The 15,403-nt window shown below is 62.1% G+C and carries 15 protein-coding genes and 1 tRNA gene; 11 read left to right on the top strand and 5 right to left on the bottom strand.

Annotation, left to right across the window (positions count from 1 at the left end):
* Window positions 1-105 precede the first annotated feature (105 nt).
* The 6 genes from HJC04_RS07005 (at window position 106) to HJC04_RS06980 (ending at window position 4,972) form a co-directional block, all read left to right on the top strand.
* The gene (locus tag HJC04_RS07005) at window positions 106-1,215 is read left to right on the top strand and encodes an endonuclease/exonuclease/phosphatase family protein (protein WP_221145443.1); all 1,110 of its coding nucleotides are present in this window, start codon (window positions 106-108) and stop codon (window positions 1,213-1,215) included.
* Between the two features lie 8 nt (window positions 1,216-1,223).
* The gene (locus HJC04_RS07000) at window positions 1,224-1,994 is read left to right on the top strand and encodes an NUDIX hydrolase (protein WP_210630777.1); all 771 of its coding nucleotides are present in this window, start codon (window positions 1,224-1,226) and stop codon (window positions 1,992-1,994) included.
* 227 nt (window positions 1,995-2,221) lie between these two features.
* Window positions 2,222-3,133, top strand: a complete 912-nt coding sequence (locus HJC04_RS06995; RefSeq protein WP_221145441.1) for a PhzF family phenazine biosynthesis protein — start codon at window positions 2,222-2,224, stop codon at window positions 3,131-3,133.
* Window positions 3,134-3,352: 219 nt separating this feature from the next.
* Window positions 3,353-3,428 (top strand) — tRNA-Lys (locus HJC04_RS06990).
* Between the two features lie 141 nt (window positions 3,429-3,569).
* The gene (locus HJC04_RS06985) at window positions 3,570-3,866 is read left to right on the top strand and encodes a hypothetical protein (protein ID WP_210631595.1); all 297 of its coding nucleotides are present in this window, start codon (window positions 3,570-3,572) and stop codon (window positions 3,864-3,866) included.
* An 803-nt stretch (window positions 3,867-4,669) separates the two neighbouring features.
* A complete protein-coding gene (locus HJC04_RS06980) occupies window positions 4,670-4,972 on the top strand; it encodes an acid shock protein (protein WP_210630781.1) in 303 nt (100 codons plus the stop codon).
* Window positions 4,973-5,485: 513 nt separating this feature from the next.
* Here HJC04_RS06980 and HJC04_RS06975 read toward each other — a convergent pair.
* Window positions 5,486-5,800 (bottom strand): hypothetical protein, encoded by a 315-nt coding sequence (locus HJC04_RS06975; protein ID WP_221145435.1) that lies wholly within the window; start codon window positions 5,798-5,800, stop codon window positions 5,486-5,488.
* 332 nt (window positions 5,801-6,132) lie between these two features.
* Here HJC04_RS06975 and HJC04_RS06970 point away from each other — a divergent pair, with 332 nt between their 5' ends.
* Window positions 6,133-6,948 carry a sulfurtransferase/chromate resistance protein gene (locus HJC04_RS06970; protein ID WP_210630785.1) on the top strand — a complete coding sequence of 272 codons (816 nt, stop codon included), beginning with the start codon at window positions 6,133-6,135 and terminating at the stop codon, window positions 6,946-6,948.
* 1 nt (window position 6,949) lies between these two features.
* A complete protein-coding gene (gene chrA / locus HJC04_RS06965) occupies window positions 6,950-8,371 on the top strand; it encodes a chromate efflux transporter (RefSeq protein ID WP_210630786.1) in 1,422 nt (473 codons plus the stop codon).
* Here chrA and HJC04_RS06960 read toward each other — a convergent pair whose 3' ends face one another.
* From HJC04_RS06960 to znuA, 4 genes are all read right to left on the bottom strand, one after another.
* Window positions 8,372-9,703 (bottom strand): hemolysin family protein, encoded by a 1,332-nt coding sequence (locus tag HJC04_RS06960; RefSeq protein ID WP_210630788.1) that lies wholly within the window; start codon window positions 9,701-9,703, stop codon window positions 8,372-8,374.
* Window positions 9,704-9,796: 93 nt separating this feature from the next.
* Complete coding sequence (locus HJC04_RS06955) at window positions 9,797-10,180, bottom strand: VOC family protein (protein WP_210630789.1); 384 nt, start codon at window positions 10,178-10,180, stop codon at window positions 9,797-9,799.
* A 475-nt stretch (window positions 10,181-10,655) separates the two neighbouring features.
* Window positions 10,656-11,861 carry a zinc metallochaperone GTPase ZigA gene (zigA, locus tag HJC04_RS06950; protein WP_221145434.1) on the bottom strand — a complete coding sequence of 402 codons (1,206 nt, stop codon included), beginning with the start codon at window positions 11,859-11,861 and terminating at the stop codon, window positions 10,656-10,658.
* 144 nt (window positions 11,862-12,005) lie between these two features.
* Window positions 12,006-13,088 carry a zinc ABC transporter substrate-binding protein ZnuA gene (znuA, locus tag HJC04_RS06945; RefSeq protein WP_210630793.1) on the bottom strand — a complete coding sequence of 361 codons (1,083 nt, stop codon included), beginning with the start codon at window positions 13,086-13,088 and terminating at the stop codon, window positions 12,006-12,008.
* Between the two features lie 101 nt (window positions 13,089-13,189).
* Between znuA and HJC04_RS06940 the strand changes: the two genes are divergently transcribed.
* From HJC04_RS06940 to HJC04_RS06930, 3 genes are read left to right on the top strand one after another with little or no spacing between them, the layout of a single operon-like run.
* Window positions 13,190-14,140, top strand: coding sequence for a metal ABC transporter ATP-binding protein (locus HJC04_RS06940; protein ID WP_210630810.1), 951 nt, complete (start codon window positions 13,190-13,192; stop codon window positions 14,138-14,140).
* Window positions 14,133-14,945: an iron chelate uptake ABC transporter family permease subunit gene (locus HJC04_RS06935; protein ID WP_210630811.1), complete on the top strand. Its 813-nt coding sequence runs from the start codon at window positions 14,133-14,135 to the stop codon at window positions 14,943-14,945. The genes HJC04_RS06940 and HJC04_RS06935 overlap by 8 nt, the downstream gene beginning before the upstream one ends.
* Window positions 14,942-15,340: a Fur family transcriptional regulator gene (locus tag HJC04_RS06930; RefSeq protein ID WP_210630812.1), complete on the top strand. Its 399-nt coding sequence runs from the start codon at window positions 14,942-14,944 to the stop codon at window positions 15,338-15,340. The genes HJC04_RS06935 and HJC04_RS06930 overlap by 4 nt, the downstream gene beginning before the upstream one ends.
* The last annotated feature ends 63 nt before the right edge of the window (window positions 15,341-15,403 follow it).

The raw sequence follows: 15,403 nt of genomic DNA, 5'->3' as shown, positions 1-15,403 counted from the left end.
CATCCGGGGGCGGCAAGAGGGGCGTTTGTCCGCAATTTTCTCGGCCCGCCACCTTTTCCTGCAGCGATTGCCGGATAAGGTACTGCGCGCAACCGGACTCATTCCATGTCGCTTCGCCTCGCCACTTTCAACGTCGAAAACCTGCTCACCCGTTTCGATTTTACGGGTTTTCGCAACCAGCTTCGCCAGGACCGCGTCATCAAGCTTTTCGAGGTGAACAGCGAGGGCGTCTATCAGCAGCTCGAGCAGGCGCGCGTGATCGCCGCCACCGATGATACGAGGCAGATGACGGCGCTGGCGATCGCCGATGCCGACGCCGATATCCTCTGCCTGCAGGAAATCGACAATATGGCCGCTCTTCAGGCGTTCGAATACGGCTATCTCTTCCGCATGGTCGGAAACGGCTATCGGCAGAAATTCCTGGTCGAGGGCAATGACAGCCGCGGAATCGATGTCGCCGTGCTGATGCGCGAGGAAACGCGCGATGGCCAGAAGATCGAACTCAGGGATATCAGAAGTCACGCGATGACGACCTATCGCGATTTCGATCTCTTCGACGAGGAACTGGCGCTTACCAACCGTATCGACGACAAGATCTTCAAGCGCGACTGCCTGGAGCTCGACCTCCTGATCGGCGGCAGGCCTTTCTCGCTCTATGTTGTGCATTTCAAGTCGATGGGCAATCCGCGCGACGGGCTGGACGGGCGGCAATCGACACTGCCGCTCCGTCGCGCCGAGGCGCGCGCCGTGCGTCGCATCATCGAGGACCGCTTCGGCGCCGGCCACACCGCCTCGAAGAGCTTTGCGATCTGCGGCGACATGAACGACTATCAGGAGCGCGTCGCCGTCGTTGGGCGGCGCGGCACCGGTTATCATTTCGAGCATCAGGCGGAGACCGAAAGCGCGCTCGACGTCTTCAGCCATGACAGTTTTGCGGAAAATGTCGTCCGCCGTCGTCAGCCCCTCGACCGCTGGACGCTTTATCATGCGCGCGGGCCGCAGGAGCAGCACCTCTGCCAGCTCGATTATATCTGGCTTTCGCCCGCACTTGCCGCCCATAATGCCGGCCGCCTGCCCGAGATCATCCGCAGCGGCCAACCCTACCGCACCATCTTCCCGCCGGGGCAGGAGGTGGAGCGTTATCCCCGTAGCGGCTGGGACCGGCCGAAGGCCTCCGACCATTGCCCCGTCATCATGACACTGGATCTCCCCTGAAAGCGAACATGAAAACGAATTTGAGCAGAAATTTTCCGAACGCCGATTTTCCCGATGATTTCGCCGGCTGGCCGCCGGAGAACACGGTCTTCCCCATCGCCGGCGTTGATCTCCGCGTCCTGCCCGGCACTCATCCTTTCGTCGCCGCCGAGGAGACGGCGATCCGCGAGAATTGGGTGAGGGAGATCGCCGCCAACCCGGCGCTCTTCGATGGGCGGCTGATTTTCCAGCAGCGGCTGTCGCTCGGTAAGGAAGGAATTTCGGGTGAGGGCTACGTCACGCCCTTTTCCGCCTTCATGTACTGGCGCCGCCAGCCCCAACGCCAAGGCGGGCTGCACATCTTCGCCTATCCCGTGCTCGAAAGCTCCGACGGCGCGCTGGTTGCGATCCGCATGGGTGCGCACACCGCCAATCCCGGCCAGGTCTATTTCGCCGCCGGCTCGCTGGAACCCGAGGATATCTTCAACGGGCGCTGCGACATCGAAGCCAATATGCGCCGCGAGGTTCTCGAGGAAACCGGCCTCAATCTTTCCGATTCGGTGGCGGGGCAGCAGCTCTTTTCCAGCCACGCCAGGCGTACGGTGACGTTGCTGAGGCTCTTCCGTTTCGACCTGACGGCAGACGAGATGGTCGATCGGATCGAGGCCCACATGCTGGTCGCCGAAGACAAGGAGATCGCGGGTGCGGTGGCGATCCGTTCGGCTGATCGTGACGCGTATCCGTATAACATCTCCATGCTGCCGGTGATTGACTGGTATTTCGGGAAGAGTGGCGCATAGGGCGCGGCAATCGGAGGCCGCCCTCGTCCTTCGAGGCCCCTTTCGGGGGTACCACGCTCGTCAAGCGCTTCCGAGAAAAAATCGATTTTCATTAACGATCCCGCGCAAATTGCGGGCTGCCGACGTCTCGTGCCGGAGACGGGTTGTTCTTACCCGAGTTAGCGCCTTGCACTCGGTCGCATGGTCGGGCAGGTTGGCGGCGCGACGATCGATTCAAGGAGGCCGATGTGGCGCGAAGCTACAGCGTCTATGACGTGTTCACCGATCGAAAGCTTGCGGGCAATCCGCTGGCGGTGGTTTTCGACGGCGACAATCTCAGCGACGAGGCGATGCAGGCGATCACCCAGGAGATCAATCTCTCCGAAACGGTTTTCGTGCAGCCTTCAACCAATCCCGCCTACGCGGCGAAGCTCAGAATCTTCACGCCGGGCCGCGAGCTGCCCTTTGCCGGTCATCCCACAGTCGGCACGGCGGTGGCGCTGGCCGAGCGGGCTCATGGCGCAGCGGCGCTCGATCTCGTCATGGTGCTTGAGGAAAATGTCGGGCCGGTGCGTTGCGCCGTGCGGCTGAGGCAGGGCGAGGCGAGCTTTGCCGAATTTGACCTGCCGCGCAAATCGCAGCAGGCCGTCATGCCGCTCGACAAGCTCGGTATTGCCGATGCGCTGTCGTTGAAGGTCACCGAAATCGGCTTCGAAAACCACGTTCCGTCGGTCTGGAGCGCCGGCGTTCCGTTTCTGCTCATTCCGGTGCACGATGTCGGCACGGCGCAGCGGGTGGAATTCGATCCGCAGCTTTGGGAAAAGATCGTGCCCTTCGTCGATGGCGCGCTGGCCTCGGCCTATGTCTATTGCCGCGGCGGCGTCAACCACGTGGCGAAGTTCCATGCGCGCATGTTCGCCAGCGGCATGGGCATCGTCGAGGATCCGGCCACCGGGGCGGCGGCGGCCGCTCTCTCCGGCGCAATCCGCCATTTTGACCGGCTGACCGACGGGCACCACCCGATCATGATCGAGCAGGGCGTCGAGATGGGCCGTCCGTCCTTCATCCACCTGCATATCGATGTCGAAGGCGGGACGATTTCCAACGCGCGGATCGGCGGCCAGGCGGTGCGACTGGCGAGTGGCACACTCGATCTTTGAGTTTATGAGAGCGCCGCGCTCCGGCAGGCGGGACGCTCTATCACCTTGAATTGGCGCATCATCCCTCGCGGAGATCGTTTCCGATTTTTAGGATTGTGCGCCGCATTTCGGCGCTGCGGAAAAATCTTTGAGATTAACCAAAGAATTTTCGCTGATGCGCTGGACAAGCCTGCCGATCCTGTTTATACGCCCCGTCACACCGCGCAGCCAAGCGCGAACGGGTGATTAGCTCAGTTGGTAGAGCAGCTGACTCTTAATCAGCGGGTCGTAGGTTCGAGCCCTACATCACCCACCAATCTTCTTGAAAAGATCGAGATTTTTAAATTCGGACCGGGCTTCCGGTTTGATGGAAATCGTTCCAGAAACGGAAGATCTGGTTGATACTGGCTGCACCGACACGCTTGCCCTATGTTCTTCTCCGAAGCTGGAGGGTTTCATGAAAAGCGTCGTCTTTGCCGTTGCCTTGTCGCTGTCGTCGCCGGCTCTTGCTGGCGGCGTGATGGAAGTCAAAGCGAGCGCACATAGCTGCGGCGAGATTGCGCAGATCATCCGTCAGAATAAGAAGGTCTTCGTTCGAGTCGGTTTTGGCGGGCGCAGTTTTCGGTATCCGCCGGCGCAATGCAGCCTGGGCGACAAGCGCAGCACGGCGAGTTTCCGCGATGCTGAAGGGCGGCAGTGCGTCCTTGATTATGCCTGCGTCTATGATCCCGCCTCGCTTTACAATTTCCCCTGACAATGCGGCAACTGTCTTAACTCTTTGAGAACCATTGACAAATGGGAGCGAAACTCCTTGAACCCGGAGCCTCAATGCCAGGGAAATGTCATGTCAGAGCAGCCTGGCTTTAGCATCGGGGCCGCCGTAACCGGTTGGCCACCTTCAGAAGTGGATCTGGCTGCCTCTATTTTGCGAGCACATAAAAGCTATGCGCTCGCTACTATCGCAACCTGCTGGCCGACGCCAACTTCTTGAGAGATCAGCTCCTTATCGCCAGCAGTCTGATGTCGAAAAATATCGTGCGCCGCTTGAAGGCTCAGAAAGAGCGTCTTAACCATGAAGCACCAGAAGGGCATCGACCTTGTCAGGTCTGGCGCCGACGCCGGCTACTCAGTCAACGAAGGCAACCGACGAGGGGCTTCAGGACTGGGCTCGACCAAACCTGCGAGAAGGGCCACGGCCTATGGCGGGGATCAGCTGACATTGGCCGAGGTCAAGAAAGGGGAGAGCCTCAGCGCGAGGTGCGTGGCATGCTGTCACGAAGCCCGGATCGACCATTCGGAGCTCGCGCGACGGTTCGGCGCCAGTACGATGATCGGCATGCCGACGCCAAGGCTGCGGTGCGGATCGTGCGGCAATAAGGGTAACAACAGATGGATTGCGGATGGAGGGGCATCGCATCACCAGGCACCACACGTCAGGCGATGGTCGCTTTGAATGAGAGCGGGCGGGAATTCCTGCTCCGACGCGGTGCAGGCGAATTCCCTACTGGCCCTCTGGGCCGAGCGCCCTACTTCAGCCCTCCCATTCAGGAGTTACCCATGAAAAGTGTCGTCGTGGCCGTCGCGTTATCGCTGTCGTCGGCAGCCTTTGCCGCCGAGACGGTGGAAGTCAATGCCAGGGACCACAGCTGCGCGGAACTCCGACGCGTCATTCAGCAGGAAAAGCGGGTCTTCGTGCGCATGGGATTCGGCGGCCGCAGCTTTCGTTATCCGCCGGCGAGGTGCAATCTGGGGGACAAATACGACACTGCGCGAGTGAGAGACGCAGACGGCAAGATCTGCCTCCTCGACCATGAGTGCGTCTACGATCCTCAGTCTTTCTATAACAGAATCCCCAACTAGCCTTTGAATCCCAGCGTCGCTCGACCAATCGAGCCTGCGAAAGCGCCGGCCCGGTCCGGACCGATGGCGGCGATGTCGACACGATGGAGAGCCATTCCGGCGGCAGTTACAAGACCTCCGGTAGCCGAGACCGCTTTTCCAGACCGGCAGAGCCTTAAGGGTCCGACGGCAAGAAATCAATAAAGGCAGGTAGCCGGACTGGTTCGGAGTTGGTGACGAGAACAAGAAAAAAGGCCGGGCGAAACTCGCACCGACCTTCCTCGATCTGTCTCAATGACGGCTGCCAGTACATCCGTGGTCAGCCGTCAGAGACAAATTTAATAATCTCTAAATAAGTGCCGATTGCGGTTATTCAAGGGCCGGCCGCACAAAAGAAGCTCGTGCCCGCGCGTCACCCTGAGATTGCGGTCACCTTAGGATCATACGCATCTTCGATGCATAGATCCTCCTTGGCGTGTCCTGGCCGGACGCGCCAAGGAGGTATCTAGCGCGGCTCCTTTCGACCGGCAGCGGTTACTGCTGAGCAGGAGCGGCCGGCGGGGTAGCCGGTGCGGGTGCCGGAGCAGGCGTTGCGCTGTTATCGGTCGGAGCGATCGGCTTAGCCGGGGCCGGCTCGGACTGGGTCGTGGAGGCTGTCGTATCCGGCGAAGTGCCGGGAGGTGTGCTGCTCCACTGCGAATAGGCGAATGCAGCAACAGCGATCACGGCCAATGCAGCAACCCAAACAACCCACGTATTGCTGCTGCGCGTCGTCGGCGTCGTGCGCAGATCCAGGTTCGGGTTCAGCGGGCGGTTCGGATCGTTGGCATTATTGGGGTCGTACGTCATGGTACTTTCTCCTCTTTCGGTGATGAAGTAATGGATCAGTGGGACTTTTGTTCCATTCTGGGGCCGAAGTGCCTGTGTTGGCGGGATTTTTGAGCCTGGAGCGGCTTCTTGAGTGGAAAGCAAAAGGCAATTGCGGGGATGACGCCTGAGGAGATCGTGCTGTCATACGCACAGCACAGCCGCCGTATAGACGGGCATAACCGCAGCGGAAGCGTCGTTCTTGACAGGACGGGGTGTCTTTGCCAATGCTTTGGATCTGGGGTCGCGATCACCCCACGAGGCGTCATGCTGAAGAATCGCGTCCGGTAAACCCGATCAACGGAGGACGCGTCATGCCGTCATTTCTCGAAATTTCTCCCGACAAGCTCAGCCGCCTCATTGGTACTCCTGGGGCGCCCTGCATCATCGACGTCCGCACGGACGAGGATTTCGGGCTCGATCCGCGCCTGGTGCCGGGCTCGATCCGGCGCGACCACGCCGAGGTTGCGTCCTGGGCTGATAGCATCAATGCCGATGCCGTCGTCGTGGTCTGCCACAGGGGCGCCAAACTCAGCCATGGTGTCGCCGCCTATCTCAGGCATGCCGGGATCGAGGCGGAAAGCCTCGAAGGCGGCTTCGAAGCCTGGGTCGCGGCGGGACCCGTCGTGCCCGAGGCGAAGCTGCCGCGTCGCGACGGGCAGGGACGCACCGTCTGGGTGACACGGGCGCGGCCAAAAATCGACCGCATTGCCTGTCCCTGGCTGATTCGGCGTTTCGTCGATCCGAATGCCGTCTTCCTGTTCGTGCCGGCGCCTGAAGTTGTCGCCGTCGGCGAGCGCTTCGGGGCTGCGCCCTTCGATATCGAGGACGTGTTCTGGAGCCATCGTGGCGAGCTCTGCACCTTCGACGTGATGGTCGAGGAGTTCGGCCTGGCCTCCGAACCGCTCTTGCGCCTGGCGCGGATCGTCAGGGCGGCGGATACGGCCAGGCTCGATCTCGCGCCCGAGGCATCCGGTCTGCTTGCCGCCTCGCTCGGCCTCTCGAGAATGTATTCCGACGATCTGGAGCAGCTCGAGGCCGGAATGCTTCTCTACGATGCCTTCTTCCGCTGGTGCCGCGATGCGACCGAAGAGACCCACAACTGGCCCGCGCCGAAAAAGAGAGTATGAGATGGTCGACATGACGGAGAATGCGCCCGCCGGACAGGCGGGCAAGAAGGACGCGGGCGAGGGGCATCACCACGGCGTTTCGTTTGGGGAGGCGTTCCGGGTGTGGCTGCGCGTCGCCGCCTTGAGCTTCGGCGGCCCGGCCGGCCAGATCGCCGTCATGCACCGCATTATCGTCGACGAGAAGCGATGGATCGGCGAGCACCGCTTTCTGCATGCGCTGAATTATTGCATGCTGCTTCCTGGCCCCGAGGCGCAGCAGCTCGCTGTCTATATCGGCTGGCTGATGCACCGCACATTGGGCGGTCTCGTTGCCGGCGTGCTCTTCGTGCTGCCGGGCTTCCTGTCGATCCTCGGCCTCAGCTACATCTACGCGGCCTATGGCAGCGTCGGCATCGTCGCCGGCCTGTTCTTCGGCCTGAAAGCGGCCGTCCTTGCCGTCGTCGTGCAGGCCGTCATCCGCATCGGCAGCCGGGCGCTGAGGAACCGCGTCATGCTTGCCGTGGCGGCCGCGGCCTTCGTCGCCATCTTCTTCCTCCACGTGCCGTTCCCGCTGATTGTGTTGGCCGCCGGAATCATCGGTTTCTTCGGCGGCAGGCTCGGTCTCGACGCCTTCAAGGCGGGCGGCGGCCATAAGGCCGCAAGCGGCGCGATGCTGTCGGATGCGGAATCGGCGCTAGGCGAGGGTATTCCGGCGCATGCGCGCGCCAACCTCGCCTGGTCGATGCGCATATCAGCTATACTGCTCGCCCTCTGGCTGGTGCCGGTCGCCACCCTTTACGCGTTCTTCGGCCCAGGTGACGTCTTCAGCCAGATCGGCCTGTTCTTCAGCAAGATGGCGGTCGTCACCTTCGGCGGCGCCTATGCCGCGCTCGGCTATGTCGCGCAGGAGGCCGTGCAGCATTTCGGCTGGCTGAAGCCGGGCGAGATGCTGGACGGTCTCGGCATGGCCGAGACGACGCCGGGGCCGCTGATCATGGTGCTCCAGTTCGTCGGCTTCATGGCCGCCTTTCGCAATCCCGGCTCGCTCGATCCGATGCTTGCCGCCACCCTTGCTGCGATCCTGACGACATGGGTAACCTTCGTGCCCTGTTTCCTCTGGATCTTCCTTGGTGCGCCCTTTATCGAAAAGTTGCGCGGCAATGTCGCGCTTGCCGGGGCAATGTCGGCGATCACGGCGGCGGTGGTCGGCGTCATTCTCAACCTCGCCATCTGGTTCGGCCTGCATACGCTGTTTGCCGAAGTCGCGCAGGTCAGTTTCGGAAACCTGCGGCTCGATATTCCACAGCTGCAATCTGCCGTACCGGCGGCGATCGCGCTCTCTGTCGCCGCCGCCATCGCACTTTTCCGCTTCAAGACCTCGGTTATCACGACGCTCTTCGGCTGTGCGATCGCTGGCATGCTCTGGACGCTGGCGATAAACTGATCAGGCCTCTGTTCCCTCGGCGGGAACGCGGGTTGCGAGCATCTTGTCGATGCGCATGCCGTCCATGTCGAGCACCTCAAAGCGCCAGTCTTCGAAGAGGAAGGTTTCGCCGGCTTCCGGGATATGCTGGAGCTGATGCAGCGCGAAGCCCGCCAGCGTATGAAAATCGGCGTCGGGGCGATCCTTGAGGCCCAGCCGTTCGAAGGCGTCGAAGGCCGGCATCATCGCGTCAATCAGCAGCGAACCGTCTTCCCGCACGACAATGTCGGGCTCCTCGTCGGCGCCCGGCAGATCGCCGGCGATGGCTTCGAGCAGGTCGGTCTGGGTGACGATGCCTTCGAGACTGCCATATTCGTCGACGACGATGGCGAGGCGAACGGGCGACGCCTTGAAGCTGTCGATGACGCGCACGACCTTGCTACCCTCGTGCAGCACCAGGGGCTGCTTGATCACCTCCAGCGGCCTGACCTTGCCGCCGTCGAGGACCTGATCGAGAAGATCCTTCTTCAACACCATGCCGATCGGTTCGTCGATCGAGCCGCGGGCGACCAGCAACTGCTCATGGCTGCACTCTCGGATCGTCTTCAGAATCTCCGCCTCGCTGTCGTCGGCATCAAACCATTCGATGTCGAGACGCGGGGTCATGATGTCGGAGATCGGCCGGTCGCCGATGTTGAATACCCGCTCGACGAGTTGCTGCTGCACCTGGTTCAGAAGACCGGCCTCCTGGCTCTCGGCGACCAGCAACTTTAACTCCTGCGGGGAGTGGAACGAGGATTCTCCGGTTCCGGCGCGAAGGCCGACCGCCCGCAGCACAAGGTTGCCCATACCGTTCAAGGTGAAGATCGCCGGCTTGAACAATAGCAGGAAGAGGCCGAGGGGACGCACGACGGCAAGCGAGGTCGCCTCGCTGCGCTGCAGCGCCAGGCTTTTCGGCGCAAGTTCGCCGAGCACGATGTGCAGCGCCGTGATGATGACGAAAGCGATGACGATGGAGACGGTATGGGCGCCGGTTGTCGCCCACGGTTCAGGCAGCCAGGAGAGCAGCGGTTCGATCAGATGGGCGAGCGCCGGCTCGCCTACCCAGCCCAGAGCCAGCGACGAGATGGTGATGCCGAGCTGGGTTGCGGCGAGATTAGCATCGAGATTGTCGATGGCGCGCTGGAGAGCGGAGGCGTTCATGCGACCGGCCGCGACAAGCTCGGTAACACGGCTGCGCCTCATCGAAACCAGTGCGAATTCTGCGGCGACGAAGAAGCCATTGGCAGCGACGAGAAAGAACACGGCTAGTATCCCGACAAAGTCGAAGAGCCCGCCCGCGGATTCGGACATATTTTGCTTACCCCTGAATTGATGCGAGTCCGAAACTACACGCTCGCACAGAGCTGGCAAGGCGCGGCCGCCATTCTTGCGATGCCGCGGCGCTTATCGCTTCGGCGCTTCGAAGAGCTCGACAGGGTTTCCGGCCGGGTCTTCCAGCAGGATCTGCTTGCCGCCGATGCCCTGGACTATGTCGTTGCGAAAATGCGCGCCCGCCTGGCGCAGCTTAGTGACTTCGGCTTCGAGGTCGGCGACTTCGATCTGGATGCGGTTCCATCCACCGGGCTCCGGCCATCGTCCGTCCGGCATCGCCTGGGATGCTCCGCCCGGTCCGGTTGTGCCGCTGACGAGCAGACGAAAACCGTCCCTCGTCAGAATGGCGAAGCTCGGGGCCGGGTGAAGCGCGACCGAAAAGCCGAGATGCCGCGTGTAGAATTCCAACGCGGCGTCGACGTCGTCAACGATATAACGCATGCTGATGCCGGGCATGATTTCCTCCATCATCTTTAAGGCGAGCGATCCCGGACGACGGATCCAATGGCCCCAGGCGCTCGATCGAAGGTGCGGAGCAGCGCTCCGTTATTTGAATCTGCGCCCAATTCCGCACAAAATCGAATCCGATCTTCGGGACTATGCGTCGATCGCGTCGTGTCGGGAAGAACGGCAGTTCACTGGAGTGTGTAAAATTAAACTAAAACGCCGATTGGGAATGGATGAGGGCGGTGAAGGGATAAGCACAGTCGCTCTCCCCGCCTTCCTCATTCCTGTGCTCGTCACAGGGATGAGGGTGGGTGAGGTGACGCCTGCCCTAAACCTTCCGGCGCACAGCGGCGATGATGCCAAGCAGTCTCTTCGGCATCAACCTTCACATCGCCCTCATGCGTCGACGGATGCAGCCCCTCGACCGGCGGCAACGGATCGCATTCCTCGCAGACGCAGCGATATCGTTTGATCGCTGTCGCCTTCATGCCGCCTGCCGGCTCCAGCTGGCGAAGGGGTCGGGCAGGTTGCGCCAGCGTTCAGGTGTGAAGGCATCACTTTCCACCAGACAGGCGTCGAGTTCGCTGCTGATCCACGCGTCGTCCATCGGGTCGGCGCCAATGAAGACGATTTCCTGGCGACGGTCGCCCCATACGGGGTCGAGATAGGGGCCGATGGCGCTGAGGAAACCGGGCGCGTCGGGCCATTGTTCGCGCGGCACGGAAGCCCACCACAGGCCCATCTTGCCGGTGCGCACGATCGCGCCGGCCTGACTGATCTCGCCGACATGGTGCGGTCGGGTCGCCAGCCAGAAGAAGCCCTTGGCGCGCACCACGCCCGGCCATGTCCGATCGAAAAAAGCCTGCAATCTTGCCGGATGGAAGGGCCGCTTCTCGCGATATACGAAGGAGCGAATGCCGTATTCCTCGGTCTCCGGCACGTGATCCCTGAAGCCGTGCAGTTCCTTGTACCAGAGCGGATGGGTCTCGGCCCTCTCGATGTCGAAACGGCCGGTGCAAAGCACCTCCGCGAGCGGCACCTTGCCGAAATCCGCCTCGATCAGCTTCGCATCCGGATTGAGGCCGATGATGATCTTGCGTGCGGCGTCGCGCTGCTCGTCGCTTGCCGTGCCGATCTTGTTCAGCACCACGACATCGGCGAATTCGATCTGCTCGACCAGCAGGTCGACGATCATCCTGTTGTCGCCGTCGCCTGCGGTTTCGCCGCGGTCGGCGAGGAGATCGGCCGAGGCATAGTCGGCCAGCAGATTGGCGGCATCGACGACGGTCACCATCGTATCAAGCCTTGCGACATCGGACAGGCTTTCACCGTTCTCGTCGCTGAATTCGAAGGTGGTGGCGACGGGCAGGGGTTCGGCGATGCCTGTGGATTCGATCAGCAGGTAATCAAAGCGGCCCTGATCTGCGAGCTGACGCACCTCCTTCAGCAGGTCGTCGCGCAGAGTGCAGCAGATGCAGCCGTTGGTCATCTCGACCAGCTGTTCCTCCGTGCGAGAGAGATTGGCGCCGCCATCGCGCACCAGTGCGGCGTCGATGTTCACCTCGCTCATGTCGTTGACGATCACGGCGACGCGCAGGCCCTCGCGATTGGCGAGCACATGGTTGAGCAGGGTCGTCTTGCCGGCGCCGAGAAAGCCGGAGAGCACCGTGACCGGAAGTCTGTTGTCCATGGGAACCTCATCGGATCGATATTTGATGTTATATCATTACATCTGTGGCGACGAAAAAAGGCGGAACGGGGTCATCCGCCTCTTTCCGCCTCAGCTCTCCCCGGGAGGCCTTTTATCAAGGCGCTCCCGCGCGTCGCATGAATGTCATGCGCTGGAGAGGCAGGCCTTCATGCTGTCGGCAATGCCGCGCATGAGGGTGAAGTAGAGATCGGGGCCGGCCTTGAGGGTCGCTGCTTCCGGATCGAGCACACCTGATTTGGCGCTCGTGCCTTCGATGACGACCTTGACGAGGCGCGGCTCGAATTGCGGTTCGGCAAAGACGCAGGTTGCGCCGAGTTCGCCGACCTTGCGGTGGATTTCCGACACGCGCTCGGCGCCGGGAATGGTTTCCGGGCTGACGGTGATCGAGCCGGCGACGCGGATGCCGTAACGGTTCTCGAAATATTGGTAGGCGTCGTGGAAGACGACGAAAGGCTTGTCCTTGACGGGGGCGACGGTGGCGGCGATCTCCTTGTCCAGCGCCGTCAGCTTATCGTCAAGCGCCTTGGCATTGGCCTGATAGGTCAGTGCATTGGCGGGGTCGGCGGCGACCAGTGTCGTGGTGATGACAGTCGCCATCGCCTTGGCATTCATCGGGTCGAGCCAGAGATGCGTGTCGAAGGCGCCGTGGCCGTGCTCATGCTCTTCATGATCATCGTGATGCGCGTGGCCACTGTCATGTCCGGGCTCAGCCGCATGATCGTGGCCATGGTCATCTTCGGCGGCATCCGCATGCTCGGGGGCGCTTTCGTGGTCCCCGTCGTCATGCGGCTCGAAGGCGCCGCCTTCGCGGAAGGGCAGCTTGGTTAGTCCTGGAGCGTTGTCGAGTTCGACGACACTGGCGTTCGAGCCCAGCGTCTCGAGCGGCTTTTCCAGGAAAGCCTCCAGGTTCGGGCCGACCCAGAAGACGACCTTCGCCTCCTGCAAGGTCCGCGCGTTCGAGGGCTTCATGCTGTAGGTGTGCGGGGAGGCGGCGCCATCGACGATCAATTCCGGCTCGCGCACGCCCTGCATGATCGCCGCAACCAGTGAGTGGATCGGCTTGATCGAGGTGACGACGACGGGCGCATCGGCAGCCCGCATCGTCCCGGCAAAGAGCAGGGCGGGGATCGCAAGGACCGGGATGGCGAGGGCAGCCGAAATTCTGAGGGCCAGGGTTTTCAGGGCAGGCCCCAAGGCGCGTTTCATCATATGCTCCGCTTGAATTACAAATGTTATGTTATTACATCAATTGCGTTATGCTATAACGTGTGCAATAGCAGGATGCAACAGCGCTTTCGGAAAATTTGATGCTCTCTCCCGCAAATACCAAGGGCGAACGGCTGGTTTCGCTCGAAAATGTCGGCGTGTTGCGCGGCGGCCGCTGGCTGGTGCGCGGCGTGGAATTTTCCGTTTCGCGCGGCGAAATCGTCACGCTGATCGGGCCGAACGGCTCGGGCAAATCGACGAGCGCCAAGGCGGCAATCGGTGTGCTGAAGCCGGACGAGGGCAGGGTGGAGCGCCTCTCCGGCCTCAAGGTAGGCTATGTCCCGCAGAAGCTTTCGATCGACTGGACGCTGCCGCTGACGGTGCGCCGACTGATGACGCTGACCGGGCCGCTGCCAGAGCGCGACATACAGGCCGCACTCGAAGCCGCCGGCATTGCCCACATGATTGGCGCCGAGGTGCAGCACCTTTCCGGCGGTGAGTTCCAGCGGGCGCTGATGGCCCGGGCGATTGCCCGCAAGCCTGACCTGCTGGTGCTCGACGAGCCGGTGCAGGGGGTGGATTTCTCCGGCGAGATCGCGCTCTACGACCTCATCAAATCGATCCGCAACGCCAGCGGCTGCGGCGTCCTGCTGATCTCGCACGATCTCCATGTCGTCATGGCCGAGACCGATACGGTGATCTGCCTCAACGGCCATGTCTGCTGCCGCGGCACGCCCGAGGCCGTCAGCCGCAGCCCGGAATATGTGCGCCTGTTCGGCAGCCGGGCGGCTCAGACGCTCGCCGTCTACAGCCATCATCACGACCACACGCACCTGCCGGATGGTCGCGTGCTGCATGCGGACGGCTCAGTGACCGACCATTGCCATCCCGAAGATGGACATCACGCGCATGAGCACGCTCACGATTCCCGTGAGCATGCACATGGCCAAGATCATGGGCATGCGCATGCCCACGCTCATGGCGATCATCATGGGCACGATCATGCTCATGAACATGCCCATTCCCGCAGCGGGGAGGGCCGCCATGCTTGACGATTTCTTCGTGCGCGCCATCCTTGCCGGCGTCGGGCTGGCGCTGACGACCGGGCCGCTCGGCTGCTTCATCATCTGGCGGCGCATGGCCTATTTCGGCGATACGATCGCCCATTCGGCGCTGCTCGGCGTCGCGCTTTCGCTGCTCTTCGAATTCAACCTGACGCTAGCCGTCTTCGCTGTCGCCGCGCTCGTCTCGGTGCTGCTGCTCTTCCTGCAGAAGCGCCAGGCGCTGTCGGCCGATGCGCTGCTCGGCATCCTCTCGCATGCGACGCTTGCGATCGGCCTCGTCATGGTCGCCTTCATGAGCTGGGTCAGGATCGATCTCATCGCCTTCCTGTTCGGCGATATCCTCGCCGTGTCCACCACCGATATTGCGCTGATCTGGGGCGGCGGGCTGTTCGTGCTGGCGGCGATCGCCTGGCTCTGGCGGCCGCTGCTCGCGGCCACCGTCAATGCCGAGCTTGCCGAGGCCGAGGGGCTGAGACCCGAGCGGGCGCGGCTGTTCTTCATGCTGTTGATGGCCGTCGTCATCGCGATTGCCATGAAGATCGTCGGCATCATGCTGATCACCTCGCTGCTGATCATTCCGGCGGCGGCGGCGCGGCGCTTCTCGGTCACGCCGGAGATCATGGCTGTGCTGGCCTCGCTGATCGGAGCGGCCGCCGTCGTTGGCGGGCTGTTCGGCTCGCTGACCTACGACACGCCGTCCGGTCCTTCGATCGTGGTCGCGGCGCTGATCCTCTTCATTCTCAGCCTGCTTCCCGTCAGGCGCCGCGCGCTCGCGCAAGGACAAGGCTCATGACAACACCGCAACTCACCAAGAACCAGTCGCTGGTCTTCGAGGTGCTTGAGAAGGCCGAGGGGCCGCTCAGCGCCTATACCATCCTCGACAAGCTGCGCGACCATGGTTTTCGCGCGCCGCTGCAGGTCTACCGGGCGCTGGAGAAGCTGCTCGAATATGGTGTCGTGCATCGGCTCGAAAGCATCAATTCCTTCGTCGCCTGCGCCCATCCGGGCGACAATTGCCACAGCCACGGCATCGTCGCCTTTGCCATCTGCGAAAGCTGTGGCCAGGTGATGGAATTCCACGACCACGAGGTCGACCACCGGCTGATGAGCTGGGTGCGCGGGCAGAAGTTCAAGCCCGAGAAGACCACGATCGAGATTCGCGGATTGTGCGAGGCCTGCGGGGCGTAAGACGGGGAGCCGTCCCGTTGCAAACAACAGGGCGCTCAAAAGGATAAGGCCGGCAAACCGGCC

Source organism: Rhizobium sp. NLR8a (genome assembly GCF_019685235.1).
GTDB lineage: Bacteria > Pseudomonadota > Alphaproteobacteria > Rhizobiales > Rhizobiaceae > Rhizobium.
The sequence above is the reverse complement of the archived record's forward strand: the minus strand, read 5'-3'. Positions and strand labels throughout refer to the sequence as shown.